The organism is Vibrio sp. 070316B, from assembly GCF_013114115.1.
Classification (GTDB): domain Bacteria; phylum Pseudomonadota; class Gammaproteobacteria; order Enterobacterales; family Vibrionaceae; genus Vibrio; species Vibrio chagasii_B.
This window is the reverse complement of sequence record NZ_VTYC01000001.1, coordinates 382,319-406,411: the sequence shown is the minus strand read 5'-3', so window position 1 is coordinate 406,411 and position 24,093 is coordinate 382,319. Positions and strand designations below refer to the sequence as shown.

Sequence of the window (24,093 nt, the reverse complement as noted above, 5' to 3'; positions counted from 1 at the left end):
CTTTGCAACGAGAGCGCTATAAATTAATAGCTAAGGGTTACTTCCAGATAGAGTCGACTTCTTCTTGTGTCAGGTAACGGTACTCACCTAACTCTAAAGATTCGTCCATCTCGATTTCACCAATACGTTCACGATGTAGCGCTTCTACCTTGTTACCAAGTGCTGCAAACATGCGTTTTACTTGGTGGTATTTTCCTTCGTGAATTGTTAGTAGCACTTCGCGTTCTGCACGTACTTCAAGGTGTGCAGGAAGTGTTAGGCCATCTTCGCTTTTCAGCTGGATGCCTTCTTTGAATTTTTCAACGTAGTCTGGTTCTACTGGATCAACCAACCACACGCGGTACATTTTTTCACACTTGTGTTTTGGCGCTGTAATACGGTGAGACCATTTGCCGTCATCCGTAATCAGAACAAGACCTGTAGTATCAACATCTAGACGACCTGCAAAGTGCAGCTTGTCCATTTTGATTTCATCAAGCAATTCAAATGCGGTGCGATTTGAGCCATCTTCATGCGAACAAACAAACCCTTCTGGCTTGTACAACATGATGTAACGTGGGCCATGAACATTCAGTTCATTACCTTGCCACTCCACGACACACTGCTCAGTTACTTTAACTGAACCGCTTTTTTGCATGACATCATTCACTGTCACAGTCTTTGTTTTTAATAAGTGTGTTGCTTCTTTTCGAGTAATGCCTAGTGCATCGCACAGAAATTTATCTAAACGCATGAATACCTCAACTAATCTAAGTCGGGTATTATAGTCACCTTTGCTCAATTAGTTGAGCTATTTCACACTATTTGTTCTCCATTTTACAAGACGCGATATGTATACACTCCGCCCATACCAAGCAGACTCAGTAAAATCAGTCATTCACTACTTCAGAAAACACCAAACACCGGCTGTTCTCGTGCTACCAACAGGGGCTGGGAAAAGTTTGGTCATCGCTGAGCTGGCAAGGCTTGCCAAAGGGCGTGTATTGGTACTGGCTCACGTGAAAGAGCTGGTTGAACAAAACCATGAAAAGTATGAAGGTTATGGGTTAAAAGGCTCTATTTTCTCCGCTGGTTTAGGCCGTAAAGAGACCGACCAACAAGTGGTATTCGCGTCGGTTCAATCTGTGGTACGCAACCTCGATTCATTCTCTAACCAATTTTCACTTTTGGTTATCGATGAATGCCACCGAGTACCCGACGAAAAGAACAGTAGCTATCAGAAAGTGATCACTCACTTGCGTGAAAATAATTCTGGTATCAAGGTACTTGGCTTAACGGCAACCCCTTATCGCTTAGGCATGGGTTGGATTTACCAATACCACACTCGTGGGCAAGTGCGCTCGGAAGAACCAAGATTCTTCAGAGATTGTATTTTCGAGTTACCGATTCGCTACCTGCTCGACGAAGGCTTCTTAACACCAGCTCGCATGATAGATGCGCCAGTATTGAGTTATGACTTCTCACAATTAAAACCCGCAAGCACGGGTCGATACAAAGAAGCCGAACTTGATATGGTGATCGAACAATCAAAACGAGCGACACCACAGATTGTCGATCAAATCATTCACCTCGCCCAAGACAAACTGGGCATCATGGTGTTTGCAGCCACCGTTCGACACGCTCAAGAGATCCTAGGCTTACTACCCGAAGGTGAAGCCGCGATTGTCATTGGTGACACGCCAACACTCGAGCGTGACCAAATCATCAACGATTTCAAAGAACGAAAAATCAAATTCTTGGTCAACGTGTCGGTTTTAACCACCGGGTTTGACGCCCCTCATGTGGATTTAATTGCAATTCTTCGCCCAACAGAATCCATCAGTTTGTACCAACAAATCGTTGGCCGTGGCTTACGTTTGTCTCCAGGCAAAAAAGAGTGTTTGGTGCTCGATTACGCGGGTAACAGCTATGATCTTTACCAACCAGAAGTCGGCGACCCTAAGCCAGACTCAGACAGTGAAATCATTACCATCCCCTGCCCGGCTTGCGGCTTCAATAACAATTTCTGGGGCAAGCTAGACAGCAACGGCTTCTTGCTTGAACACTTTGGCCGTAAATGCCAAGGCTACTTTACCGATGAAGACACAGGTGAGAGAGAACACTGCAACTATCGCTTCCGCGCCAAATACTGCGGAGAGTGTGGCGCCGATAACGACATCGCGGCCCGTATTTGTCATGAGTGTGACGCTACCTTGGTAGACCCTGACAAAAAGTTAAAAGAGGCACTCAATCTAAAAGATGCTTTGGTGTTTGAGTGTTTAGAGATGGACCTTAATGTACTTAAGGACGACAAAGGCAAATCGCAACTTAAAGTCACCTACCGAGGTGAAAACCAAGCGCAAGTCCATGAGTTTTGGTCACTGACCACCAAGAAGCAAAAGCAGAACTTTAAAGATCAGTTTGTTCGCCCTCACCTTGCAGATAGACACAGACCTTTTGAGGAAGCGTCGCCATCGAAAGTGGTTGCTCACCAACATAGATTCCGGCCACCACAATTCGTTATTGCACGTAAAGTTGGGCGCTTTTGGAAAATGAGAGACAAGATATTCGAAGACGAACTTCAACAACGTTAATTATTACTACCTTAACACTTGGCGGTTAGTCTCCGTGATGTATTGGCGCTCTTCATCATCAAATTTTTAGGTATCAATTTCTCATTATTAATCAGGTTCACTTTCTGTTCAGAATTACTTTTTTATACTGAACGCTATCAACCTTCTCTAGGATTCGCTATGTTTAGTAAAGCTATGATTTCTTTGTTTTCTATAAGCTTAGGCTTATTTGTTTCTGCTGGCGCATGGGCTGACTCGCATCATAATGGTCATGAATTAGTGCAAGACGTTCATAAAGCAGGAACCCGCATTGAATTTGAAGAAGACCAAGACGAGGTCTACGAAGCGGTTCGAGAAGGTTACATTCGCCCTTTCTCTGAAATGTATGCCGCGGTAGAAAACGATCTTCATGGCCGAATCATTAAAGTCGAACTTGAAGAAGACGATGATATTTGGGTGTATGAGTTAAAAATTAACTACCAAAACAACATCATCAAAGTTGAATACAACGCCGAGACGCTGGACATGCTAAAAATTGAAGGCCGCAACTTTAAAAACGCAATTAAACACGGCGACTAATTAAGCGCGACGAATAGTTAAGTACGACGAATAGTTAAGTACGACGAACAGTCATTACAAAAATTAAGAAGAACAATTATGAAAATTTTAGTCGTTGAAGACGAACCTCGTTTGGGCCAACAAATTATTGAAACACTTGAGGGAGCCGACTGGGTTCCAGAGCTTTCTCAAGATGGTATCGACGCTCTTTATCGCGCGACATCAGAAGAGTGGGACGCGATTGTTCTCGACTTAGGTCTACCTAAGCTTGATGGCCTAACCGTTTTAAAAGGCATCCGAGACGAAAACATCAACACGCCAGTGATTATCTTGAGTGCTCGTGACACCCTAACCCAACGTGTTGAAGGCTTAAACGCAGGCGCTGACGATTACCTCACTAAGCCATTCGAAATGGTTGAGCTCATTGCCCGTATTCGTGCGCAACTTCGTCGTGCGTCCGGCAGCGCTGCACCTGTTCTTCAAATTGGTGATTTAAGCTTAGACACTCGCAGTTCAAAAGTGTTGTGGCAGGGCCAAGCAGTTAGCCTAACGGCACTAGAATATAAGGTCGTCGCGTATTTCATGCACAACCAAAATAAGGTTATCTCGCGCACCGAGCTGGTTGAGCACATCTACAAACAAGACTTCGACCGCGACTCAAACACGGTTGAGGTCTTTATTGGTCGTATTCGTAAAAAAATCGCACCTAAGATCATCAAAACCGTGCGTGGCCTTGGCTACCAACTGAATGCTGAATAAGTCTCTATTTAGTTAGATCAACAAACGTCAATTAAGCTAAGAGAAATCAAGCACACTCACCCACTAAGTGGACAGCCTGTACTGATCATCGAAATACAAGTCGATAACGATGAGCAAAGGCAGGCTGGAAATGCATGAACCTAAAGAAACGAACACTTAAAAACATCAGTCTAAAAAGCCGCTTGCTCCTCGCTGCGGCTTTTTGGCTCGGTGCGATGATATTAGCGGCCGGTGTTGGTATACCAAAACTGGTTAACGATTACCTTGTCGACGACATGAAGCAGCAACTTGCCCTAACCATGGACGAGCTCACCGCCAATATTGAAACCAATGACAATGGTAACCTAATCATGGCAGAACGCCTTTCTGACCCTAGGTTTAACCAACCTTACAGCGGTATTTATTGGCGTGCTTCGACTCAAGATCAAATCATTCGTTCTCGCTCTCTATGGGACAAAGACCTCACCATCAAGCGTTCTCCTATTCACACTTCCGTGAAAGGGCCTGAAAAAGAGAAACTGATTTATATCGAGCAAGATATCTACCTTCCTTCACTCAGCGATCCTATCACCATCACAATCGGTATTGATGAAGATCCTTTAGAGTCGACGCTGGCAGAACTAACAGGCCAAGTATGGTTGATCCTGATGTTGTTGTTTGTCGGCGTTCTGATGTTAATTGGTATTCAAGTGAGCTGGTCTCTATTACCTCTTAGTAAGATGCAGCGTGAGTTGGTAATGCTGAGAAAGGGTGAACAGCAAGGGCTAAGCGATAACTACCCGAAAGAAGTTTCTCCATTGGTATCTGACCTCAATGCCCTACTCTTTCATTACCAAGAATTACTGGAGCGCGCTCGTAACCACGCCGGTAACCTATCTCATGCATTAAAAACGCCGCTGTCGGTGATGAAAAATGAAATAGAGATGCTGCCTGACAACGAGAAGAAACTGTTACAGCAACCCATTCAGCAGATCCAAAGCCAGATAGATTACCACCTTGGTCGTGCTCGTATGGCAGGTGCAATGAACATCCTTTCGGTGAAGTCGTCGCCTTGTGAACGTGTTGAAGCGATCTCGATGGCGTTTGATAAAGTTTATGCCGCCAATGAAGTCACTATGATCAATGAGCTGGACTCTGAACTTGAGGTCGCTGTAGAAAAAACTGACCTAGATGAGATGGTCGGTAACCTACTCGAAAATAGTTATAAGTGGGCGGGCAGTATTATTCGCGTTCACGCTAATGAACTGGCCGATGGCAATGTCGAGTTGATTATTGAAGACGACGGACAAGGTATCCCTGAAGAAAAGCTCGAACAGGTGACCAAACGAGGCGTAAGGTTGGATGAAACGACTCCTGGTACCGGTCTAGGCCTGAATATTGTGAATGAAATGGCACACAGTTACCGCGGGAACTTAACGCTAAGCAAAAGCTCAATGGGCGGCTTGAAAGCCTCTCTTGTTCTAAAGGTATCTCAGGCCTCTTAAGACGACCACTTTCGAACAGCCGCTATACCTTTAATAAAAATAAGGAGTTTACGCATCACGCATAAACTCCTTTTTGATCCTGTGCCTTTTTTACTCTGCAAATTTAAGCCATCGAATGTAAACCAATGACATTGCCTTCGGTATCAATAACCACGCTGATGAAGCCATGCTGCCCAATCGCCATTTTAGGTACTTGTAGAACACCACCATTCGCAGCCGCTAAGCTTGCTTCTGTGGCACAGTCCTCACAAGAAAAATACACCATAGTGCTGTTGCCCCCAGCCTTAACATCAGGCATCGAACACAAAGCCCCTGTGGCCCCGTATTTGTCCATATCACTAGGAAACACCCACATTTCAATATCGATGCCCGTTTCATTATCTAACTTCTCTAGCGCCACTTTAAACACGGCTTCGTAAAACGATTTGGCTCTCACCATATCGTCGACATAGATTTCAAACCAACCAACCGGATTCATTTGCATACTTTGTCCTTAGCTTTCGCCCTTGTTCACCCTTAATTAGAATAGACAAGGTTGACACTATTAGAACGATAGAATCACTCAAGATAGGGTCGGTTTTAACAAGCAGAAATAACAAAACCTTGTTTGATTGATATTCAAACAAGGTTCGTATTTATCGGGGGTGAGGTGGAGAGCATCTTAAAGCCTCACTTTATATATCATTCACCGCAACATCTAAGGTTTGTGGATCATCACCGTATGTCGTTGAACCAATAACTAAGATCTTTCCGTCTGTGTAGTAGTCATGTTGATCATTCATTACTTCAGCATTCGCGAGAGGCAAGTTGACCAGTTCGATACTTGGGTAAGTGGATTTAATTTGCTGCGCCAACCGATCGCGCTCTTCATCAACATTCGGATCTATTTTATGGAGTATGGTGACAATGCCAGAATACGGTGTCACTTTTAAACCGTCGTCGTAACTGATCGCTCCTAACCACTTTGTTTGATTGCTGTTTCTGTCTAACCCCGCATTCCACCAGCGAATATGGCTTCTCTTCATCAGGTTTCCAGGCAATTGAAAGGCCATATTTTGTGGTTGATTTCGCCAATATAAGTCAGATACAGGCGGTGTTTTATCTTTTAGGAGAGTAAGGTAATTCGACCACTCAATATCATTTCGAGAGAACGTTTGATTTTCTATCCAGCCCAACTGGTTCATGAGTTCACGAGGCGATTCTCCGACATAAACAACATTGATCGCTTGCGCATCATAGATAGGAGAAAGCCCAGGAAACGCTTTGTAAGTCACGTGTTGTAAGTCAACAGAGTTCATCGGTGCCGATGTTTGTTGATTTTGAAAGTCATCAGCTTTCCAGAAGAAATGGGCATAATTTGCGTAACACAGCCAAGCCACTAAAAACGCGCTGGTTTTCAAGGTCAACTTACGCCATTTAAATTTGTTACCCACAACAACAAAAATGGTCACCGCGACTAAGCCAATCAGCAAGCTTTGGTGCTCGCTTAGGAAAACCTTAACCGCCCCTAATAAAGGAAACTGTTCGACACCATGTGCTAACAACATACCCCAAGCAATAAATTGACCACCGCCAAGCAATAAACCTACCGAAGAAAACAGCGTAAAACTGCGCCACTTAACGCGATGAGAACCAGCAATAACAGGAACAACCCAAGCAATAGGACCCAAAAGGCGTGCCGCGACTATGATGAATGTGCCCTTTTTCGCAATGAGATAACGACACCGTGCGATCAGCCTTTTGGTTTTTGGCCGGAATTGAATTAGCTTCTTTTGGGCTGTTCTGCCCCACTTTAAGCCAATGAAGTAACTCAGTTGATCCCCAACGAAACCACCTAACATTACAAACACCAACGCCATCCATGCACCTGAATACAGTTGAAAGCCCGCAGCGATAAAAAACGGCTCTCCCGGTACAAATAGGTTTGGGCCAATGAGAGCATCACCTAATGCTCCCAGAAACAGCCCTAGTCCATCAAACATAACAACCTCAATGCTTACTGTTCTTTGTAGTGACCAAACTTGTAGTTCATTTCGTTGTTACGCATTTCGCCTTTAAAGAAGCGTCTTACATTGGCTTTAAGGTAAGTTGACCCCGTCTTCACAACACCATCTTGGTCTAATCGACGTGGGTCAAAACCGAAAGTCATATTTAGGAATCTAAATCGCCATGTTTTGCTCGCTCGTTTTACGTAATCACAGTCCTCACACAGGACAATCTCTTCATCGAAACCACCGATCTCTTCATGCGCTCGTTTGGTTGAGAAAATACACGCGCCAATCGCGGTCGGGAAAAAGAACTGAGTCGCAAATAAGCCCGCATTAAACAGCCCATAACCGAATTTATGAACCAGTGGCAGCCCTTTTGAACTCATGTATACGCCAGCAACTTCAAGCTTGTTTTCTTCTAACTCATAAAGCGCCTTTGCAAGGAAGTTACGAGGCAGGCTTACGTCGGCATCCAAGAAAAGGATTCTGTTGTATTGCGCCAAAGCAGCACCGGTGTTTCGACCAAGGCTAACACCGCGTTCTTGCATATGGTGGACTGTCAGTTTTGGCAATGCACTTTCATAGGCTTGTGCGACTTCTCGGGTGTTATCTTCACTGTTTGAGTCGACAACGATCACTTCGAACTCTTGATGGGTTTGCACGCTCAACTCTTCCATTAAGCGGCTAATGCGTTTCTCTTCGTTTAACGTAATAACGACAATACTTACTGGTTCCATGTTTTCACCTATTCATTCTGCTGATTAATTAACGCTAAGGTTACCTAACCAAGCATTAACCAAGCCTTAGGCGAACATTCATTTTCCGTTCATTAACTTGATGATTTCGCGACAATATAAACAGGGCAAACGAACAAGACAGAAGAGCAAAGAAAGCGATAAACTAAGGTTAGCGAGCGTTTTATCTACAAACGAGCCAAATATCGAAGGAAATTCACTTTGTGATAGGCTTCTTACTTGCTCATATTCAAATGTGATGTTAGTATCCGCGCTCGCTTAAGCATGAACTCGTTTCTGCCTAAGCATTACCACATACTCAAGGTCGCATTGAGGTGTGAAGTTAATTTTTACTAATTTGAGAGTAAAACTATGAAATTTGAAGCAGTAGTACGTACTGAACTAGGTAAAGGTGCGAGCCGCCGCCTACGTCACGCTGGTAAATTCCCAGCTGTAATCTACGGTGGTGAAGCAGCAGCTGTATCTATCGAACTTAATCACGACGAAGTGATCAACCAAATGGACAAGCCTGAGTTCTACGAAGCAATCACTCTACTGATTGACGGCGCAGAAGTTAAGGTTAAGCCACAAGACGTTCAACGTCACGCTTACAAGCCAAAAGTTGAGCACATGGACTTCATCCGCATCTAATTCCCTACCAAGGAATAAGATTGGATTAATCCAGCCTTCTGCATAGAAAAGATAATCGACCTTACCAATCGAGAAATCTAAAAATTCGAAACCCCGATGCTACCAACATCGGGGTTTCACCGTTTTTGAGCTCTTAAAAACGTCATACAGCCTCTTATCACCACTGTTTTAGAGAACCATCCCCACTCGCCCGACTTCTTTCAAAGCAACACCATCAGCACTGATACCTACAGGCGCCGAATTCAGTGGGTACCACGCGATGCTGTCTGCTTCTTGAGCTGTGATTTCACCTTCCCATTGGGTTACCACAAAATAATGGATCAGCTGTAACTCTTTTGTTGGGTGGTAGAGCGAACATAAGAATGTGTATTCAGTTGGAGTAACGTTTAGCTCTTCGTTAAGCTCTCGAAACAATGCTTGAATTTGATTTTCACCCTGCTCTATATGACCACCAGGTATTGTTATTAAGCCGGGATCAGTGTCCTTAGAATCGCTGCGCTTTTCTAACAATACTTGTGATTCATTGATCAAGATAAAAGAGACACACTCATGGACATCCATCGATTTTTCCTTAGGCCGAAGTTTAGATAATTAAACCTTCTTTACGACAACAGAGCCTGCAATGAAATCATGAATCGCTCTGCGTTTATGATTAAATAGCATGGAGATGAACTCTAAAAGAACCCAACCGATCATTGCGTACCCAACAAAAATAAAGGCTCGGCCTTGCTCTAAACTTTCCCAAGTCTGGCCGTAGAAAGACAGTTGCGCGTAAGCATAGAGACTAAAGGGGATAAGCATGATTGGGACAATATCTCTCATACAAGACTGTTTTAGGGTTAAGTTTCGACTTTCAGATACATCCACTACTTTCACTCGAGTAACCATCTTACCGATTGTTTGCCCAAATTTAGCATGCATGCCAACGTAGTAAGTGACACCAATTAGTGAATTCACCACTCCCCAAGCAAAAACACCACCCGAGCTAATCACGCCAGAAAGTACGTAGTTGTCTATCCACTCCAAAGGTAAAAATACGATTGAATCTATCCAGATAGCAAAGAAGCGTCTCCAGAAATTAGAATACTTATTGGCATACATTTTTGTTCCTTGGTCTCTATTGGCAATAAAGCACAGACCCTACAACACATCAGCTTTTAATACATTCAACTAGCTATGATTTATAAAACAAATGCGAAGCGGTATGCATATGCCAATGATTTACCCCACCGATTTTCAGGCTCACTAACGCTCACGACAAGTTCTTGCTTAGTCTTTCATACAACTCCAAGGCTTCAACTTTAGAGGTTAATTGCCCGAGAGCGTATTGATGTGCTAATTCAATATCGCCACTTTGGTCTGGATAATAACGCTTGGCTACAGCGGTACACTGGCTCAGGTTGGTGTACCAACTGCCGTCTTTCTCAGCGACAAAGTAGTACGCCGCCCGCACTAACTTCTTGCCAATAACCTTAGCGACATCCGCATCGGTCATTGTTTTAAAGGCCAGACCCATTTGCTCAAGAAAAGTAGACAAGTCACCATTAAGCGCTAGGGCTATTTCACGACTAGGTTTGTAACGTTGAAAATCAATAGATAAATCATTACCCCAAATACAACAGCAACAGTGCTTGAGCCAAAACTGCCAATGGAATTTTTCTTGTGGCTGCAGAACTTCTGAAAGTGAGCCCGGGTCGATATCAAGCTTACTGACTTGGGGATATGCTTTGGGAATGGTGTCAGAAAGGTGCTGAAATAGTCGCTTCTCTTTTTGACCAATAGGTGTATTGAGTACGATAGAAACATCCAAATCCGAGTGACCAACAACCGCCGTTCCTCTCGGCACACTTCCGTATAGGTAGATACCATCAATTTGATTCGGAAGGCCACTTAACAACGAATCAATAACGGCACTCACAACCTCTTGGAATTCGGGAGCGATATTCTTAGGAGAGTATAGGTTTTCGATGAACCCGTCTTTGTCGAGACCTCTAGTTTGATTCAGCATGCCACTTTCCAGCTATATTAGGATCTGTTTCACAGCCCGAGATAGTACATAGAACAATGCCACTCTCTTTTGATTTTGCACTGTTCACGCGTTCTCCTTGCAAATTCCAAACCGAACTCTTACCACACGTTTCCCAGCCTCCCGTCACAGATATATGGTTGCTCAGTAATACTGGTATACCGTGTTCCGACGCAATTCCAGATAAGATTTTAGAATCCGGATCAAAGCCATTCTCAGAGATTAAAGCGCTCGCTAAATAGATATCAGCATCTAGATGTTTAGCTCGTTGGGAGTGATCCGCCTCTATGAAGTCAGCGCATATTGCTAGCGCGATTTTATGCCCGTTGACATCAAATACATAATCAACATCGCCAGCGGAGCAGTAGTTGCCCTCTCCATCATGCAGGTGCTGTTTAGAGTAGAACTCGACTCTGCCGTCGGGAAAACAAATAACGGCGCCTATGGTGGGATGGAATAAGTCCGGAACTCGCAGGGGACAACCAGCCACAATAGTCATCTCACTTTGAACCGAAGCTCGGGAGAGTTCTTCAAAGTTTGATGGCTCAAGAGACAATGCAAGTTCTTCCGCTAAATCAAGCTCATAGCCGGTTAGTGATAGCTCGGGGAAAACAACCACATCCGCATTGTACTTTGACGATTGCTCTATCATTTTTAGATGTTGCTTAAGGTTTTCTCTCCAGTTGCCTCTGACGACAGGAATTTGGGCCAAACTGATAGTGACACTCATTTCAAACTTCTCCAAAGAACAAAAAATGGCACAAAAATCGCTACATAGCTAAATGCGGTCTACGTTAGGGGCTGTACTTATAATTCGACTTCAAACACCGCTTATCAAAGCGACATTAACTCTCGCTTAATCTCATTGTCCAATTTTTCAATCGCGTAACGAAAAGCCACTCTTGGTATTGCGGCATACTTGGTATTCAGATAACCAATAACCTGTTGAGGCTCTTTTTGACTGAGTACTTTAAGCATCCAACCATAGCCTTTCTGTACTAAGTCATGCTTATCTTCGAGCAATAGATCCGCTACGCGAAACGGATCCAGCGCAGCGTATCGATTCTTATTGATAGGATAAATTAAGATGACCGCAGCGGCTCTACGAATAGCAAAATTCGAATGCTCAACCCATTTGGTTGTGAGATCGAACAAATCATTGTACTGAGACAGCAACTCACCAAAAGCATGAGTACAAAAGTCGTCACAATCGTTCCAGTCTGTGACGAACTCTGTTAACCAACTTTCAAAAACAGGGAACGTGTCTCTTGAATACTGTTTCCTTACCCTAAAAGCCCAATCGTACGCGATAACTCCTAGCGCCCAATCTCTTTGCTCCAATAATTGAGTACATAGAGGCAACACGTGAGAAATATCTTTGTCTTCAATCATCTTAAAAATCTGAGCAGAAATGGAACGAACCTGAGCTGTTTTGATATCCACTTTCGGATAACCCACTTCTGAAAGATGCTGCTTTACCGTTTCGACCATACTCACTAAAACAAACTCCTTGTCTATCTAAATTCAATATTGAAGTGAGATATCCGGCTCTTAAGATACTTCTAGATTGAGTTTTATAAAATAAAGCCATGTAAATCACAACATTCATTATTGGTTAATAAAATCACCTCTGCAATATAGAAATTTCCTTTGGCAATAGTCACTTATGGTGCATACTTGCCGCCTTCAAAAGAGGTGCATAATGAAAAAGAACGGTTTTACAATTATTGAGCTTGTTGTAGTTATTGTGATTCTTGGAATAATCGCCATTACGGCAGCGCCCAGATTCCTGAATGTGAGTACAGATTCGCATATTGCAGCCGTGAAAGGTACTGGCGTTGCTTTCAAAGCAGGTGTCGATCTTGCCTACTCAAAAAATTTGACCTTAAACGGTGGCGGTCCATCTACGAACATCCCTATCTATGATGACTCTGCCACTGGCCAGCTTGACTTCAATGAATGGGGATACCCAGTACAGCAATGGCCTTACGCAGAAGATTTTCCAAGGTTGGATAATCCGGAAGACTGTATTTCGGTATGGGGAGCTCTCCTGATTGATCCACCGAGCGTTTCTAGTTTCAACTCACCGACTAATACTGACTATATCGCTGAGTACATCCACACCGACCAATGCCGTTATCATTATCGAGTCGTACCGGGGATATCTATTTACTACAACTCGATGAATGGCGATGTCACCGTGGATGACGAACCAGACAGCTAAGCTCTAGTTTAATACTCAACGTGTTGGTACACACAAATAAACTTAGAGAATGCCAAGCATCAAGATTCAGCCATCCTAGAAATTAAGACAAGCACGTTTTGGCGAAAACCAGCGTGCTGTCTAACTCTCCAGAAGGTAAACGCCTAGCATTAGCATAGCGCACTTCTGCGGGTGACCACATCATTCCCATTCAGCACTAAGAATCGCTAATACAACGGTATCCCACCACTTATTTTTGAAGAATCGGTGCTCTTTAAAGCAAGCTTCTTGTCTCATCCCGAGTGACTTACACAATCTTATCGCCGCTAGATTCTCACCAATGGTTTCTGCATAAATTCGATGAACACCTAACTCTGAAAACCCAAAACCAGCCAGAGCTTTGGCCGCTTCTACGGGTAGCCCTTTCCCCTGAATTGCTCTCGCAAAAGCGCAGCCCATTGAAGCTTGCTGGTTATCTTCAAGGCGTAAACACACGGTTCCGATAAACTTCCCTGACTCTTTACTTTCCACAGCTAATTGATAGGACTGACGAGGATCTTCCTCAGCCTGTTCAACAAACAATTGGGTGAGTTGATGGTACTTACTAGGCTCACAATCAGTTTCATCATAGAAACGCTGATATTTGGCGTCCTGTGACATGGCCACAAACGCGCTTTGATCTTCAAGCGTCATATCTCGAAGAACTAATCGGTCAGTTTCTAGTTTGAACATCAAAATTCCTTTTTATCTGTCGCCTAAACTGTATGGCGTTACTGACAGTCAAGCCAATAACGAGCTACTGGGCCAGGAAAGACTTTACCAAAAACTATTTTTTCAAACTTACCGCCATTTGCCTCAATGACTTTTCGTGAAGCTATATTGTCTTCGTCTGCGGTAATCAAAGCTTGTTTAATACCCAGAGAGCTCGCTTTTGGAATAGCGAATTTGAGTATTGCCTTGCCGTAACCAGAACCTCTCTTTGAGGGAGCAATATCGTAGCCAATGTGCCCCGCTTCAAGTGACAGAAACTCATTATCGATGCGATGACGAACACGAATGGCGCCGAGTATCTCTCCTTCATCATTTACCAACCAATAATGATTACATGGCACATAACCATCGGGTAAGTTAACGCCTCTAGCCTCATCATTTAAGCATTCAATATAACGAGAAAAATCAAGAACACCGCCTTTGTAATAATCAGAGTTATCGATGTCGTGCTCCAAGAAGTCTTGGTAATACACCTTAAAAGCGAACTCAAATTCTTTGGAGGGCGATACTAGTTTCATTGTTGTCTATTCCTCTTACGATAAAATTAAAGGATCTTTCTAATTAGCAAGATGAATCTGATAGGTTCCAATTTGACTGCGAGTAAGTATGAGTTCATCAAACCCATTTACGATCAAATCCGCTTGGTTCAATTCTTCTCTGGTATGGCTGGTTAATAGAGCGATAGTGAAACATCCTGCCTTCTTAGCAGATAGTACGCCAGATGGTGAATCTTCAACTGCAACACAATCTTCGGTTTTTGCGCCTAAAGCTTCTGCTGCTTTGAGGAAAGGCTCCGGTGCTGGCTTACCTCGTACCACATCTTCAGCACAAATCATGACCTTTGGTAACGTAAAACCGGAAGCTTCTAAGCTTGTTGTTGCGACGGCTCTTGGCCCACTCGTTGCGATTGACCAGCAATCCGGACCTAATTTTGATAAAAAATCATGAGAATTTGGTATAGCCTTGACGCGCTTCATCTCTTGGGTCGCAATAGCTTTAACTTTATTGACCTCAGTGACATTGGAGAATTCCATGCCAATACAGCTCAGTGTCTCTTCGATTTTTCGCCCATGGATATACTCACTCATGGTTTCAAAACGAACACCAACAGTCTTGCACCATTTTTTCCAAATATTGTCGATAACCACTTGGGTATCAACCAATGTTGCATCGACATCAAAAATAAACTTCTTACATTCAATCATGAACTCTAAGACCTATGAAAAACACTTTGATACAGTATTGATATGAGCAGATAACACACATTAAGACGCCATGACTTTAATACCAAACAGCGTAAACAAGCCGCCAGTTACATAATCCATGACACTTGAGATACGTGCATAAACACTTTTCGCTGCTCGATGTGAAAACGCTGTCGCCAGAAACATATGCCAGCATAAGGTAATACCAGACATAGTCAGCATAATGGCGATGACCATCGGGATGGTAATATTTTCAGGCATAGAGACACTAAACAAACTCACGACAAAGAACCCCGTTTTAGGGTTTAAGATGCTCGTGATGAACGCCGACATAAAGACTTTTCTACTTGAAGGCAGCATCGCTTCGCTAGTATTCAAACCTTCATCTAGCTGTTTGGCTTTTCGTGTTGAAAGGATCTGGCGCATACCCAAGTACAACAAATAACTGCCACCAACGATCTTCATAACGCTAAACAGTGCCGGGAAATGGGAGAACAAAATAACCAAGCCAGTGCATCCAAACAGTGACCATAGCAATATGGACGTACTGACACCAAAGCAGAATATTTTGCTAGCTTGCGGTTGTAGTGCAGCGCTGTGTTAATCGTCAACAGCACATTCGCGCCGGGCGTTGCGACCGCCAGCATCCAAATCAGCGCAACGTGAAGAAGAACCAATAAATATTCCATTTTCCTCTACTCAATTCACTCAAGCTTAAGTAATGATATCGCACGCACTAACGGTTTTACGTCGCTTGATTCACAAAATTAGTGCGCTCGAACGTGGTGTGATGAGTGTCTTTTAACTCAGAATTAGAGTCCACATTTAGAACTAAAAAATGCCAAGCCATAAGATTCAATCTAAATCTCAATATCCTATTTAGATCGATAGCCACTGATAGAAAGAGGTAAATGGTTGGTAGAAAACCTACTGCCGCTTATATTGTGTTGGACAATAACCTCTCGACACTTCAGAGCTACGAAGTTTTACATGTTTTGTCGCACGACCTGCGACGCGAGCACGCCACAACTTGAAGCTACCTGGCTTCATATGGCTACGCATAAAACGAATCACCTGTGATTCATTTAAACCAAATTGGTGTTCTATTGCCTCAAATGGCGTTCGGTCTTCCCACGCCATTTCAATAATTCTTGATTCACTCTCTTTAGATAATTTCATTGTCCACTCATCCTTTAAAATTTGAGTAGAAGTACGCTCACTCTCACTTTTTAGATCAGGGTGTTACCACTGAATCGATAAGGAATCATCAAACAAAAAACAGATATTTGTCGTTATCCTCTCTCCAGCCACTCGCTACGGAGCACTCCATATTTCAACGAGTCATAATACTCGCCTTGGTAATATCGCACCTTTCTCAGCCTCGCCTCTTGCTGGAAACCTAGCTTCAAAGCGAGAGACATCATGCGCGGGTTACCTGACCAAGTAGTTAGCCCCACACGCTCAATCTGTTTGTTTTCGAAGAGGTAAGTAATCCAGAGCGGAAGTGCTAATGCTGCGATCCCCTTCCCCCAATAATCAGAGTTATAAATGACCACGCCAGCTTCGAGCCAACGTGTCTCTTCGCATTCCCAGTAGCAACTCACGGTTCCAACAGGTACACCGTCGACAACCACTAGCTGTAGGTCATCGCCCTCGAGCAGCCGTTTAAACGAATGCGCTTCAAAGCTTTCTAATGAAGGATGAGAATACGAAAAATAAGGGCCATTAAACTTAGTCCACTCATCGTTTGAGATAACCAAAGCATAAATGGCAGCTAATTCGCTAGGCATTGCTGGTCTTATCGTTATATCCATTCGCTTTCCTTGTCCTGTTTTCAAACGCCATCGTACTGTTTAACGATTCTCGGTATTAGCTCGACTAATTTTTGTTGGAGTCTATTAGCTTTAAATGAGTATTTGCGAACTCTCTAAGCACTCTCGCATTATTGTGATGCGCGTTATCTCCACATTGCTGTCCGTTAACTCTAATTTCAGGACTAGAGTAGGCAGGAATAATATCACGCTCATAAGACATCACAGTGCCTCTCTCTGCACATGTAGCACCGAATGAATGTGCGGGCGCTTTGGGGTACCTGTCAGCGATAAAATGTTCGATAGTCGCGTAATCTTTTAGCACCGTTTTATAGTCATGGTTGGCGCCGCTCATATGACCAATTTCATGTTCCATTGTCGAATCCGCGCAATTTATAGCCAAAGAGAAAAAACGAGAGACCTTAGATGCGACACCACAATATCGAGACTCGAAAGCAGAATGATAATTTGAAAACACAACACCTGTAAAAACTGGACGACCGTCCTCTGTGATTTCTTCAATTGGATCTTCCATCGATAATTTGAGTAGCCTCTCTGCCGCACTCACATTTTGAAACCAAAGGCTATCGATAGCAGATGTATAAGTAATTTGGGTTACCTTTCTCCTCATAGGAATACATGAGTTTTTCAAAACTAGGTTGGAGTAACTTTCCCATGTGGCGACTTTACTAGCGATAAACGCCTTCGAGTATTCCAACAACATAGACTCGTCAATGTAAAGGTGAACCTCGGTGTTCAACACTTCACCTTCAACACAAGCAGGGAACTCAATAGTGTCAGCATTAGTGTAAAGACTGAAGCCAAGAAAGATGACACCCAAGGCTACTCGCATTTGCTTAATATCGTTTTTAATAAGTCTTGCCTTTCCAAAAGTAAAAAGCTCGCCAATGATGACGAGCCTTGTTTAGGGGTGAACCATGCTAACTGCGAGGTCGCAGTTAGCTTACAACTTGTTCTCGCAAATTCACTTCGACACTCTTTAAGATCTTAAACTCTTCACGAGTACAGCCTCGAGCTACAGATACCCAGTGATCACCAGTTTCGTCTGACCCTTTAAACTCTGCACGAAGCTCGTATTTTCGCCACGAAACAAAAGCCAAAATAAAGGTCAGAGCGAGCATAGGTAACCCAAACTGAGGTACGAACGCCCAAGTTGCTGCAGATAGCATCAAGGCCAATGAAATGACATTGATTGCGTTTTCTTTGATGCCCAGCTGTCGGATTTCTAGCTGTTTGATTTTACGTAAGCTGTAAACATCCTTCTTCACTCGAAGTTCATCAGAACTCACTAGAAAGTCAGATGCCTTGTATGCTCTACGCAGCCTCAATAAATTCGCTAACCTATTGCGTGTTTGGTTCTTAGTCATCGCCTTTCTCCATGTTATTTAAAGGTTAGTAAAAACTAATATAATCATGAAGTTATCGATGAATGCCTATTTTATAAATCAAGAGAATATAAAAAGCAAGGATATGAAATTAATAACATTTATAACAACACCAACAAAATATTCAAAATATGAATCAATAAATTTGAACTCTAGTTGCTGTTTGCACCGTGCGGAAGGTATTCATCAATTGATTCTTTCCGCTACTCATAATGAATGCTTCCATTAACCAACGCGCTTCATCTGTACTTTGTAACCAGTTATTTCAATTCATTTTGAACAAGAGAGTAGTCTGCTTAGAGTTTGCTGAAGCCACATCACATAAAGTGCTCACTGACATAGAATTCATCAGAATAGAAGCAGCCAGGTATCAACAATTTGAATGGCTCAATCATTCATCTACTCATATCAGTGCAAGCTATCAATTAAGCAATTGATCTCATAATGGCAGAGCTGTATGGTTACTTTATACACACTGTTGCCTAATGGAGATGACGATGGACGAACTACTAACGCACGCTATGGAACAGAAACAACGTACGGTCGTAACAAGCTTATTTGCAAAAAATGGGTTTAAGATCGCCGCGACAGATTTTGATGATGTGACCTTTGAACGCGAAACCGTTTTGGTCAATGTTAGATTCGACGCATCTTCTAATGTTGAATCCATTTCGGTTTTGAATGACTAAATATAATAAATTACGATAACAAGCAGGCAAAGATGTTCGACTATTGAAGATGGTAACCAAGTCTTACCCACAATAAAGCACAAACCTGAACTCGCCTCTCGCCTGCTTGTTGACCCCTTCCCAAAAAACAAAGTAAATGACAAAGCAATCAATAATTAGCAATCCTACGAGCTTGGCTTATATTTGTTAGTACCTTCGAACAAATAATCCAAGTGATAGCTATGTTCCTAACCCGGTTAATTTATGTCAGTACACTTTGTGAAAGTTGTGACGCTGAGGCTTTAGATGACATTCTCCAGATCTCGCACGACCGCAATAAACAAAGCCATTTAACAGGTCTTCTTAGTCACAACGACAAATATTTCCTCCAATGCATCGAAGGATCGAGAAGCGCCGTAAATCACACTTATAACCACATCTTGAATGACAAGCGTCATAAAAAGGTGATGATCCTGTATTTCAAAGAAATCGACTGTAGGCAATTTGGAGATTGGTCTATGGGAGATATTCCTCAATCAAGCTTGACCGAATTGGTGAATTTACAGTTTTCGACATCCAACCAATTCAATCCATATGAGATGTCTGGAGAAAGTGCTTACCAAATGCTTTTAGAGTTGAAGCAGAATTTGCCATCTGAATAAATTAGCGCCCCTTTTATCCAAGTTACACGCATCAAAAAGCCCCAACGCATGGGGCTTTTTATCGTCATTTGAAAAGCTAGCTTTTAATCATTACCAAGCTTCTTTTCGCTTTCACTACGAAGAAACTCTTGCTCACTACCCGTAAGTGTTTGCTGTTCAGCCGTAATATCCGATTCTTTAAACACGATAAACGCTCGGCGGTTCAACGCATCGGCTTTCTCTGAACGTTCGTTTATGGCTGGTTGCAATTTACCAAACGACTTCACTTCCCAGATAAACTGTTTAGGGTCGAGTTTGGTTTTGAGGTATTTAACTACAGTTTCAGCACGGCGTTCCGCTAACTTCTCGTTGTAAGAAACCGAGCCGGCTTGGTCAGTGTGCCCTGCCACCATGATGCTGCCTTGCAAACCACTTAACTGCGCTGTGAAATCATCCAACTGAGTTAAGTCTTCTGGCTTAAGCACTGATTTATCAAAATCAAAGTGTGGCGTCATTGCCATGTACACTTTACGCTCAGGTTTTGGTGGCTCACAGAAAGGCATCTCTTCATACTTCTGCGCTTCTTCAAACACGATAAATGCACGGCGGTTCTCTGCTCGATCTTTATCGGTTTTGCCCAACAACAAAGGTTGAGTTTCCCCAAGATGTTTCACTTCCCAATCATACTGCTTAGGATCTAAATGGGCTTGCAGATAATCAGCCACTGACTTAGCGCGTCGCTGTGAAAGACGCTCGTTATATTCCAGAGAGCCTTTGTAATCGGTGTGTCCAACGATCGTGATGCGCCCTTTTAGGCCTCCGATCTCTTCGACAAAGCTATCTAGGTTGATCTTGTCGAGATCGCGCAGTTTGTATTTATCAAAAGCAAAGTGCTCTGCAATCGCAATATGCACCTCACGTTCAGGCGCTAAACATTCGCTAATCAAAAACTTAGAGACATCTAAGCCTGCAAACTTGTCGCGATTTTCCTGACTCACATAGGTGTCGGTTGCACAGCCAACCAGTAATAAAGCACTCAGTACACTGCTGACTAGACCGATTTTTGTTTTCATCTTACTGTTTGTTCTCAATTTTCAACTCTCTCAGGGCTCGCTTAAATCTTACCGACTAAGTTAATAAACATGCCGGATGCGTCGTAGTCATCATCATTGGTTAAGTCACTATCAAACGCAGAGAAGTTATAACCAATCCCCATTTTGAAGTTCTCGCCGATGTGCTTGTTCACCGAAACTAACGCACCGTGTTCTAGCTCATCGTTAAGTGTGTCGGTTTTCCAGTGATATTCACCCGTTACATCCCACTCTTTCATCACACGGTAAGAAGCGCTCAGTCCGTATAAATCGATGTCGCTTTTAACGATCTCATTCGCGCCAGAAGCACGCTCAAAAGCTTGCTCTTTGTCTTTATGCGCGTATTTAGTGCCGACGTCCCAGTGTTGGTCAATCGAATAGATCGCTTCAACTTCAATGATCTGGCTAGTTTCGTCTTGATAATCCACATCACGATCCAGTTGATCGAAGTCCGCAATGTAGGTGTAACGGCTAAGTAGGTTTAATCGGTCGTTATAGATCGGACGATACGCTAGTCCACCTGTGGCTTCGGTGAATTGAGCCATGGTTTCACCTGTGGTTTCACTCTCTGTGATTGAGTAGTTGTACTTACCAAACAGCGTGTACTCTTCCGTTAAGTGGTGCGTGTAACGGTTAGTCGTCACGATTTGTTGCAGCTCACGCTGTGCTATCTCTGGGTCGTCTTCACTCTTATCCACTCGGTATTCAAACTTGTGATTTAAGGTGATGTCATCTAGATCGATCGAGGCATTGAAACTGATGGACTCACGCTCTGTTGTGATGTTCTGGTCGTCTTCGATTTCACCCAGTTGATAACCGATGCCCATTTCAACATCTTCCGTCACATCGTAACCAAAGCCATAGGAGTCTATTCGACCGTGACCATCGTTTTCATCAACGAATTGGTTCTCTTGGTAGAAATCGACACTGCTAGTGAGGTCTGCACGCTGACCAACAATCACGTTGTTTTGACCTTCGTAGTTATCATCTACATAAGTTACGTAGGTTGAGTGGTCATCCGACACATCGTAAGTCACGGTCGCTTCAGCAACTTGCCCGCGGTCACCATCGGTATATTCACCACCTAATGACAAATCTTCCAACACTTGGAATTCAGCACCAATCGACGCGCTGTCGTTTTCGTCATAGTCATCCGACTGATCCACGGTCTTTTGCCCTTTAACGTAAACGCTATTCTCGCTGTCCCACATGTATTCCAAACGAACACCCGCTAACGTAGCATCGCTGTGCTCGTCGTTTTGGTTAAGCTCTTCAGTTTGTTGCCCTGCCACCGAAACCTTGATGTGCTGGGTGATTTTAACTTGAGTCTCTACCTCAATAGTTTCGGTGTCTGTTTCTAGATTACCGTCAACATCACGCTCTTCGTTGGTCGAAAAACGGGAAAGTACCGCTAAACGATCGGTCGCTTGTAAACGAAGTTCAGCACCGTATGCCTCTTGCTCTAAATCATCGCTGCTGCTCGCGTAGCTATATCCCGCGTCTTTGTCTCGATACCAAAGCTTCAGGTCATTACCTACTGCACCAAAAATTGTTGGGGCAAGGTCATAAAGGCTGGTCACCGCGGTGATTTGAACACTGTCACCCTCGCGGTCTTCCAATGTGTCACCAATGGGCGTAAAGGTTAAACCACCATCCATAGAGACGAAGTTAGACTCGGTTTGAGTACCTTCACTGTGAGCAAATTCGGCTTTAATATAGGTGCCTTCTGTTGCACGCAGCGTTAAGTCCGTGCCATAAGACTCGTAATCTTGATTGTCTTTCTCTTGGGTCGCATACGTCACACCCACACCAACGTAATCGTTGATCCAGCCTTTGGCACGACCACCGTAAGACATCGCATCCAGCGAGTCTGAACCTTGAGGGACATACTCATAATCGACAACCAGGAAGTTTTCGTAATCATCACCGTTTTCAATCACGCTACCGAAACTGTCAGACAAGATATTGTCGAGTGGTTTGGTCAGAATGATTCGACCTTGGTACGGGTCAAAGTCATAGTCGACACCCGGCTCAAGTGGAATTTCGTTTTGTACTAAGCCAGATTCATCTTTTACTTTTACGTAAACCTTGTCACTTCCCGGCACCGCTTCACCGTGGCGAAGGAAATAGAGAGAACCACCCGTACCTAAGAACTCATCATGTGCATACAAAGAGTCAGCTTCAGCCGTAAAGCCGACTACATTCAAACGATCTTCACCGTATTGTGTAGTATCGCGAGTACGATAATCAGCTTTGAAACCATAGAGGCTACGGTTGTAATCGTTATTCTCAGTGCCGGTTAACCCTGTATTGTAGTTACCCCACAAGTATTGCGATTTATCGTATTCAACATTGAGGTAGACCTTACCCTTGGTGTTAACCACTTTTTCGATGTTTGAACTGTCGCCATAGTTGCCGTAATAAAGCTCATCATCGTCTTCGAGAATATCGAACACATCCGAATCGTCTGATGCGAACGGATGTTTGAACATATCTTTTATCTCACTTTCTCGAGTATCAAAGTGAGTGGTCACGCGAAGCTTGTCACCAAATTTACCCTGACCAAAGTACGCTAAACGACCTTGGTTATAGATATCATCTTGATATTGGTCATCAACGCTCAACGCACTGTTATTACCAGAGACATTGTTCTTCCCAACATAAAGATCAGCCAAACCCGTTTGAGCGTAGTACGTATCTGGAATGCGAACGTAGAGCTTATAACGACGCTCATCGCCGTTATCAAATACAACCTTGGTTGGGAAAATGTAAGAGTCTGTCGGTAGATACTGTTCTGCGTATAAGTTGCCATCTTCGACGTCAAATTCATCTTCACCGATGATGACCTTATCAACGCCTTTCAAACCGGTACCAATGAACTTAGCTAAGCCGGCATTGGTCGGGATGTTATGGCGCATTAACTTGGCTTGACCGTAGCTTTTGTCTTTACTCTCTTCATCGTCATTATCGTTACGGTCGATGTCCACTTCAGAGTCAGGCTTCACTAAATCCGTTACACCAACCGTGGTCACGTCCATGTTGCCATCTTTGTCCCACGCTTTTAGACGGAACATCAGCTGCTCACCGACATTAAATTGGTAGTCGACATCGGTTTGACCATCCCAATTGATGTCAGAGTCGTTTGCCAATTTATCACCACCAAGTACCGTGATAGGCTCAGATAAACCAAAATCGCCGACACGGTACACTTCTAACTGATACTTCTTGATGTAATAACCATAGTTAGTCGTGATGGTGAAACCGACGCTGTCACGCAGTGTGCCCTGCTCGACTTCCAACTCATCGCTGACGCTGACATCGAGCACCGGATCAAAGCGAGTGATGTCACGACTTGCCCAAATAGCACCTTGTTCTAAGTAAATACGCGAGCTGTCTTGGTCTTGGTTCGGCTTAGTGATTTCAATGCCCGTTGTCTCAGAACCAAGTTTTTCAAGCTTACCTGTGTCTTTCGCTACCGCCATCACTGGAATGGCAGTCAACACACACGTCGCTAAACGAGACTTACTAAATACTTTCATACAATT

26 protein-coding genes and 1 pseudogene are annotated in these 24,093 nt (G+C 43.5%); 8 read left to right on the top strand and 19 right to left on the bottom strand.

Annotated elements, in window-relative coordinates:
• Positions 1 to 37: 37 nt before the first annotated feature.
• The gene (gene rsuA / locus F0251_RS01895; protein WP_008222807.1) at positions 38 to 733 is read right to left on the bottom strand and encodes a 16S rRNA pseudouridine(516) synthase RsuA; all 696 of its coding nucleotides are present in this window, start codon (positions 731 to 733) and stop codon (positions 38 to 40) included.
• A 97-nt stretch (positions 734 to 830) separates the two neighbouring features.
• Here rsuA and F0251_RS01890 point away from each other — a divergent pair, with 97 nt between their 5' ends.
• The 4 genes from F0251_RS01890 (at position 831) to F0251_RS01875 (ending at position 5,353) form a co-directional block, all read left to right on the top strand.
• On the top strand, positions 831 to 2,573 hold the full coding sequence (locus F0251_RS01890) for a DEAD/DEAH box helicase (protein WP_004741314.1): 1,743 nt from the start codon (positions 831 to 833) through the stop codon (positions 2,571 to 2,573).
• 159 nt (positions 2,574 to 2,732) lie between these two features.
• Complete coding sequence (locus tag F0251_RS01885; protein WP_061031667.1) at positions 2,733 to 3,131, top strand: PepSY domain-containing protein; 399 nt, start codon at positions 2,733 to 2,735, stop codon at positions 3,129 to 3,131.
• 78 nt (positions 3,132 to 3,209) lie between these two features.
• Positions 3,210 to 3,869 carry a response regulator transcription factor gene (locus tag F0251_RS01880; protein WP_004741316.1) on the top strand — a complete coding sequence of 220 codons (660 nt, stop codon included), beginning with the start codon at positions 3,210 to 3,212 and terminating at the stop codon, positions 3,867 to 3,869.
• Positions 3,870 to 4,003: 134 nt separating this feature from the next.
• A complete protein-coding gene (locus F0251_RS01875; protein ID WP_061031668.1) occupies positions 4,004 to 5,353 on the top strand; it encodes an ATP-binding protein in 1,350 nt (449 codons plus the stop codon).
• A 103-nt stretch (positions 5,354 to 5,456) separates the two neighbouring features.
• Here the strand turns inward: F0251_RS01875 and F0251_RS01870 are convergent, their stop codons facing one another.
• The 3 genes from F0251_RS01870 to F0251_RS01860 all read right to left on the bottom strand — a co-directional run bounded on the left by F0251_RS01870 (position 5,457) and on the right by F0251_RS01860 (position 8,078).
• Positions 5,457 to 5,837: a VOC family protein gene (locus F0251_RS01870; RefSeq protein ID WP_061031669.1), complete on the bottom strand. Its 381-nt coding sequence runs from the start codon at positions 5,835 to 5,837 to the stop codon at positions 5,457 to 5,459.
• A 190-nt stretch (positions 5,838 to 6,027) separates the two neighbouring features.
• Positions 6,028 to 7,335, bottom strand: a complete 1,308-nt coding sequence (locus F0251_RS01865; RefSeq protein WP_171730182.1) for an LssY C-terminal domain-containing protein — start codon at positions 7,333 to 7,335, stop codon at positions 6,028 to 6,030.
• A gap of 14 nt (positions 7,336 to 7,349) precedes the next feature.
• Entirely contained in the window at positions 7,350 to 8,078 is a 729-nt protein-coding gene (locus F0251_RS01860; protein WP_061031671.1) for a glycosyltransferase, read from the bottom strand.
• Positions 8,079 to 8,447: 369 nt separating this feature from the next.
• On the opposite strand from F0251_RS01860, the gene rplY reads away from it, so the two are divergent.
• A complete protein-coding gene (gene rplY, locus F0251_RS01855; RefSeq protein ID WP_008222501.1) occupies positions 8,448 to 8,726 on the top strand; it encodes a 50S ribosomal protein L25 in 279 nt (92 codons plus the stop codon).
• 168 nt (positions 8,727 to 8,894) lie between these two features.
• Here rplY and F0251_RS01850 read toward each other — a convergent pair whose 3' ends face one another.
• The 5 genes from F0251_RS01850 to F0251_RS01830 form a co-directional block, all read right to left on the bottom strand.
• Positions 8,895 to 9,287 carry an NUDIX hydrolase gene (locus F0251_RS01850; protein WP_171730181.1) on the bottom strand — a complete coding sequence of 131 codons (393 nt, stop codon included), beginning with the start codon at positions 9,285 to 9,287 and terminating at the stop codon, positions 8,895 to 8,897.
• Between the two features lie 30 nt (positions 9,288 to 9,317).
• Positions 9,318 to 9,827 (bottom strand): RDD family protein, encoded by a 510-nt coding sequence (locus F0251_RS01845; protein ID WP_061031696.1) that lies wholly within the window; start codon positions 9,825 to 9,827, stop codon positions 9,318 to 9,320.
• A gap of 151 nt (positions 9,828 to 9,978) precedes the next feature.
• Positions 9,979 to 10,734 carry a nucleotidyltransferase domain-containing protein gene (locus F0251_RS01840; RefSeq protein WP_171730180.1) on the bottom strand — a complete coding sequence of 252 codons (756 nt, stop codon included), beginning with the start codon at positions 10,732 to 10,734 and terminating at the stop codon, positions 9,979 to 9,981.
• Positions 10,718 to 11,482: a carbon-nitrogen hydrolase family protein gene (locus F0251_RS01835; RefSeq protein ID WP_171730179.1), complete on the bottom strand. Its 765-nt coding sequence runs from the start codon at positions 11,480 to 11,482 to the stop codon at positions 10,718 to 10,720. Before F0251_RS01835 ends, F0251_RS01840 begins: the two co-directional genes overlap by 17 nt.
• Before the next feature lie 104 nt (positions 11,483 to 11,586).
• Positions 11,587 to 12,249, bottom strand: coding sequence for a DNA alkylation repair protein (locus F0251_RS01830; protein ID WP_171730178.1), 663 nt, complete (start codon positions 12,247 to 12,249; stop codon positions 11,587 to 11,589).
• Between the two features lie 205 nt (positions 12,250 to 12,454).
• Here F0251_RS01830 and F0251_RS01825 point away from each other — a divergent pair, with 205 nt between their 5' ends.
• The gene (locus F0251_RS01825; RefSeq protein ID WP_171730177.1) at positions 12,455 to 12,976 is read left to right on the top strand and encodes a prepilin-type N-terminal cleavage/methylation domain-containing protein; all 522 of its coding nucleotides are present in this window, start codon (positions 12,455 to 12,457) and stop codon (positions 12,974 to 12,976) included.
• Positions 12,977 to 13,156: 180 nt separating this feature from the next.
• Here F0251_RS01825 and F0251_RS01820 read toward each other — a convergent pair whose 3' ends face one another.
• From F0251_RS01820 to F0251_RS01785, 8 genes and pseudogenes are all read right to left on the bottom strand, one after another.
• Positions 13,157 to 13,687 (bottom strand): GNAT family N-acetyltransferase, encoded by a 531-nt coding sequence (locus F0251_RS01820; protein WP_171730176.1) that lies wholly within the window; start codon positions 13,685 to 13,687, stop codon positions 13,157 to 13,159.
• Positions 13,688 to 13,725: 38 nt separating this feature from the next.
• On the bottom strand, positions 13,726 to 14,244 hold the full coding sequence (locus F0251_RS01815) for a GNAT family N-acetyltransferase (protein ID WP_105059307.1): 519 nt from the start codon (positions 14,242 to 14,244) through the stop codon (positions 13,726 to 13,728).
• Between the two features lie 39 nt (positions 14,245 to 14,283).
• Positions 14,284 to 14,931, bottom strand: a complete 648-nt coding sequence (locus F0251_RS01810; RefSeq protein ID WP_171730175.1) for an HAD-IA family hydrolase — start codon at positions 14,929 to 14,931, stop codon at positions 14,284 to 14,286.
• Positions 14,932 to 14,991: 60 nt separating this feature from the next.
• Positions 14,992 to 15,620 (bottom strand): annotated as a pseudogene (locus F0251_RS01805) (LysE family transporter).
• A 238-nt stretch (positions 15,621 to 15,858) separates the two neighbouring features.
• The gene (locus tag F0251_RS01800; protein ID WP_008222468.1) at positions 15,859 to 16,110 is read right to left on the bottom strand and encodes a TIGR03643 family protein; all 252 of its coding nucleotides are present in this window, start codon (positions 16,108 to 16,110) and stop codon (positions 15,859 to 15,861) included.
• A gap of 113 nt (positions 16,111 to 16,223) precedes the next feature.
• Positions 16,224 to 16,745, bottom strand: a complete 522-nt coding sequence (locus F0251_RS01795; protein ID WP_061031706.1) for a GNAT family N-acetyltransferase — start codon at positions 16,743 to 16,745, stop codon at positions 16,224 to 16,226.
• 64 nt (positions 16,746 to 16,809) lie between these two features.
• Complete coding sequence (locus F0251_RS01790) at positions 16,810 to 17,595, bottom strand: hypothetical protein (RefSeq protein ID WP_105059303.1); 786 nt, start codon at positions 17,593 to 17,595, stop codon at positions 16,810 to 16,812.
• Positions 17,596 to 17,701: 106 nt separating this feature from the next.
• Positions 17,702 to 18,130 carry a hypothetical protein gene (locus tag F0251_RS01785; protein ID WP_105059302.1) on the bottom strand — a complete coding sequence of 143 codons (429 nt, stop codon included), beginning with the start codon at positions 18,128 to 18,130 and terminating at the stop codon, positions 17,702 to 17,704.
• Between the two features lie 515 nt (positions 18,131 to 18,645).
• Between F0251_RS01785 and F0251_RS01780 the strand changes: the two genes are divergently transcribed.
• Entirely contained in the window at positions 18,646 to 18,837 is a 192-nt protein-coding gene (locus tag F0251_RS01780) for a hypothetical protein (RefSeq protein WP_061031707.1), read from the top strand.
• A 221-nt stretch (positions 18,838 to 19,058) separates the two neighbouring features.
• Positions 19,059 to 19,478 carry a BLUF domain-containing protein gene (locus tag F0251_RS01775; RefSeq protein ID WP_061031708.1) on the top strand — a complete coding sequence of 140 codons (420 nt, stop codon included), beginning with the start codon at positions 19,059 to 19,061 and terminating at the stop codon, positions 19,476 to 19,478.
• Between the two features lie 83 nt (positions 19,479 to 19,561).
• On the opposite strand, the gene F0251_RS01770 is transcribed toward F0251_RS01775, so the two are convergent.
• Both F0251_RS01770 and F0251_RS01765 read right to left on the bottom strand, forming a co-directional pair.
• Positions 19,562 to 20,530: an OmpA family protein gene (locus F0251_RS01770; RefSeq protein WP_171730174.1), complete on the bottom strand. Its 969-nt coding sequence runs from the start codon at positions 20,528 to 20,530 to the stop codon at positions 19,562 to 19,564.
• Between the two features lie 41 nt (positions 20,531 to 20,571).
• Positions 20,572 to 24,087, bottom strand: coding sequence for a hypothetical protein (locus F0251_RS01765; RefSeq protein ID WP_105059300.1), 3,516 nt, complete (start codon positions 24,085 to 24,087; stop codon positions 20,572 to 20,574).
• Between the last annotated feature and the right edge of the window lie 6 nt (positions 24,088 to 24,093).

What these genes read in the sequence shown, in the direction of transcription:
- F0251_RS01860 (WP_061031671.1), bottom strand. Translation starts at nt 8,078, where the DNA reads ATGGAACCAGTAAGTATTGTCGTTATTACGTTAAACGAAGAGAAACGC.
- F0251_RS01765 (WP_105059300.1), bottom strand. Translation starts at nt 24,087, where the DNA reads ATGAAAGTATTTAGTAAGTCTCGTTTAGCGACGTGTGTGTTGACTGCC.
- F0251_RS01785 (WP_105059302.1), bottom strand. Translation starts at nt 18,130, where the DNA reads ATGACTAAGAACCAAACACGCAATAGGTTAGCGAATTTATTGAGGCTG.
- F0251_RS01885 (WP_061031667.1), top strand. Translation starts at nt 2,733, where the DNA reads ATGTTTAGTAAAGCTATGATTTCTTTGTTTTCTATAAGCTTAGGCTTA.
- F0251_RS01800 (WP_008222468.1), bottom strand. Translation starts at nt 16,110, where the DNA reads ATGAAATTATCTAAAGAGAGTGAATCAAGAATTATTGAAATGGCGTGG.
- rplY (WP_008222501.1), top strand. Translation starts at nt 8,448, where the DNA reads ATGAAATTTGAAGCAGTAGTACGTACTGAACTAGGTAAAGGTGCGAGC.
- F0251_RS01850 (WP_171730181.1), bottom strand. Translation starts at nt 9,287, where the DNA reads ATGGATGTCCATGAGTGTGTCTCTTTTATCTTGATCAATGAATCACAA.
- F0251_RS01890 (WP_004741314.1), top strand. Translation starts at nt 831, where the DNA reads ATGTATACACTCCGCCCATACCAAGCAGACTCAGTAAAATCAGTCATT.
- F0251_RS01875 (WP_061031668.1), top strand. Translation starts at nt 4,004, where the DNA reads ATGAACCTAAAGAAACGAACACTTAAAAACATCAGTCTAAAAAGCCGC.
- F0251_RS01835 (WP_171730179.1), bottom strand. Translation starts at nt 11,482, where the DNA reads ATGAGTGTCACTATCAGTTTGGCCCAAATTCCTGTCGTCAGAGGCAAC.
- F0251_RS01840 (WP_171730180.1), bottom strand. Translation starts at nt 10,734, where the DNA reads ATGCTGAATCAAACTAGAGGTCTCGACAAAGACGGGTTCATCGAAAAC.
- F0251_RS01820 (WP_171730176.1), bottom strand. Translation starts at nt 13,687, where the DNA reads ATGTTCAAACTAGAAACTGACCGATTAGTTCTTCGAGATATGACGCTT.
- F0251_RS01775 (WP_061031708.1), top strand. Translation starts at nt 19,059, where the DNA reads ATGTTCCTAACCCGGTTAATTTATGTCAGTACACTTTGTGAAAGTTGT.
- F0251_RS01790 (WP_105059303.1), bottom strand. Translation starts at nt 17,595, where the DNA reads ATGCGAGTAGCCTTGGGTGTCATCTTTCTTGGCTTCAGTCTTTACACT.
- rsuA (WP_008222807.1), bottom strand. Translation starts at nt 733, where the DNA reads ATGCGTTTAGATAAATTTCTGTGCGATGCACTAGGCATTACTCGAAAA.
- F0251_RS01810 (WP_171730175.1), bottom strand. Translation starts at nt 14,931, where the DNA reads ATGATTGAATGTAAGAAGTTTATTTTTGATGTCGATGCAACATTGGTT.
- F0251_RS01865 (WP_171730182.1), bottom strand. Translation starts at nt 7,335, where the DNA reads ATGTTTGATGGACTAGGGCTGTTTCTGGGAGCATTAGGTGATGCTCTC.
- F0251_RS01780 (WP_061031707.1), top strand. Translation starts at nt 18,646, where the DNA reads ATGGACGAACTACTAACGCACGCTATGGAACAGAAACAACGTACGGTC.
- F0251_RS01795 (WP_061031706.1), bottom strand. Translation starts at nt 16,745, where the DNA reads ATGGATATAACGATAAGACCAGCAATGCCTAGCGAATTAGCTGCCATT.
- F0251_RS01825 (WP_171730177.1), top strand. Translation starts at nt 12,455, where the DNA reads ATGAAAAAGAACGGTTTTACAATTATTGAGCTTGTTGTAGTTATTGTG.
- F0251_RS01870 (WP_061031669.1), bottom strand. Translation starts at nt 5,837, where the DNA reads ATGCAAATGAATCCGGTTGGTTGGTTTGAAATCTATGTCGACGATATG.
- F0251_RS01880 (WP_004741316.1), top strand. Translation starts at nt 3,210, where the DNA reads ATGAAAATTTTAGTCGTTGAAGACGAACCTCGTTTGGGCCAACAAATT.
- F0251_RS01815 (WP_105059307.1), bottom strand. Translation starts at nt 14,244, where the DNA reads ATGAAACTAGTATCGCCCTCCAAAGAATTTGAGTTCGCTTTTAAGGTG.
- F0251_RS01845 (WP_061031696.1), bottom strand. Translation starts at nt 9,827, where the DNA reads ATGTATGCCAATAAGTATTCTAATTTCTGGAGACGCTTCTTTGCTATC.
- F0251_RS01770 (WP_171730174.1), bottom strand. Translation starts at nt 20,530, where the DNA reads ATGAAAACAAAAATCGGTCTAGTCAGCAGTGTACTGAGTGCTTTATTA.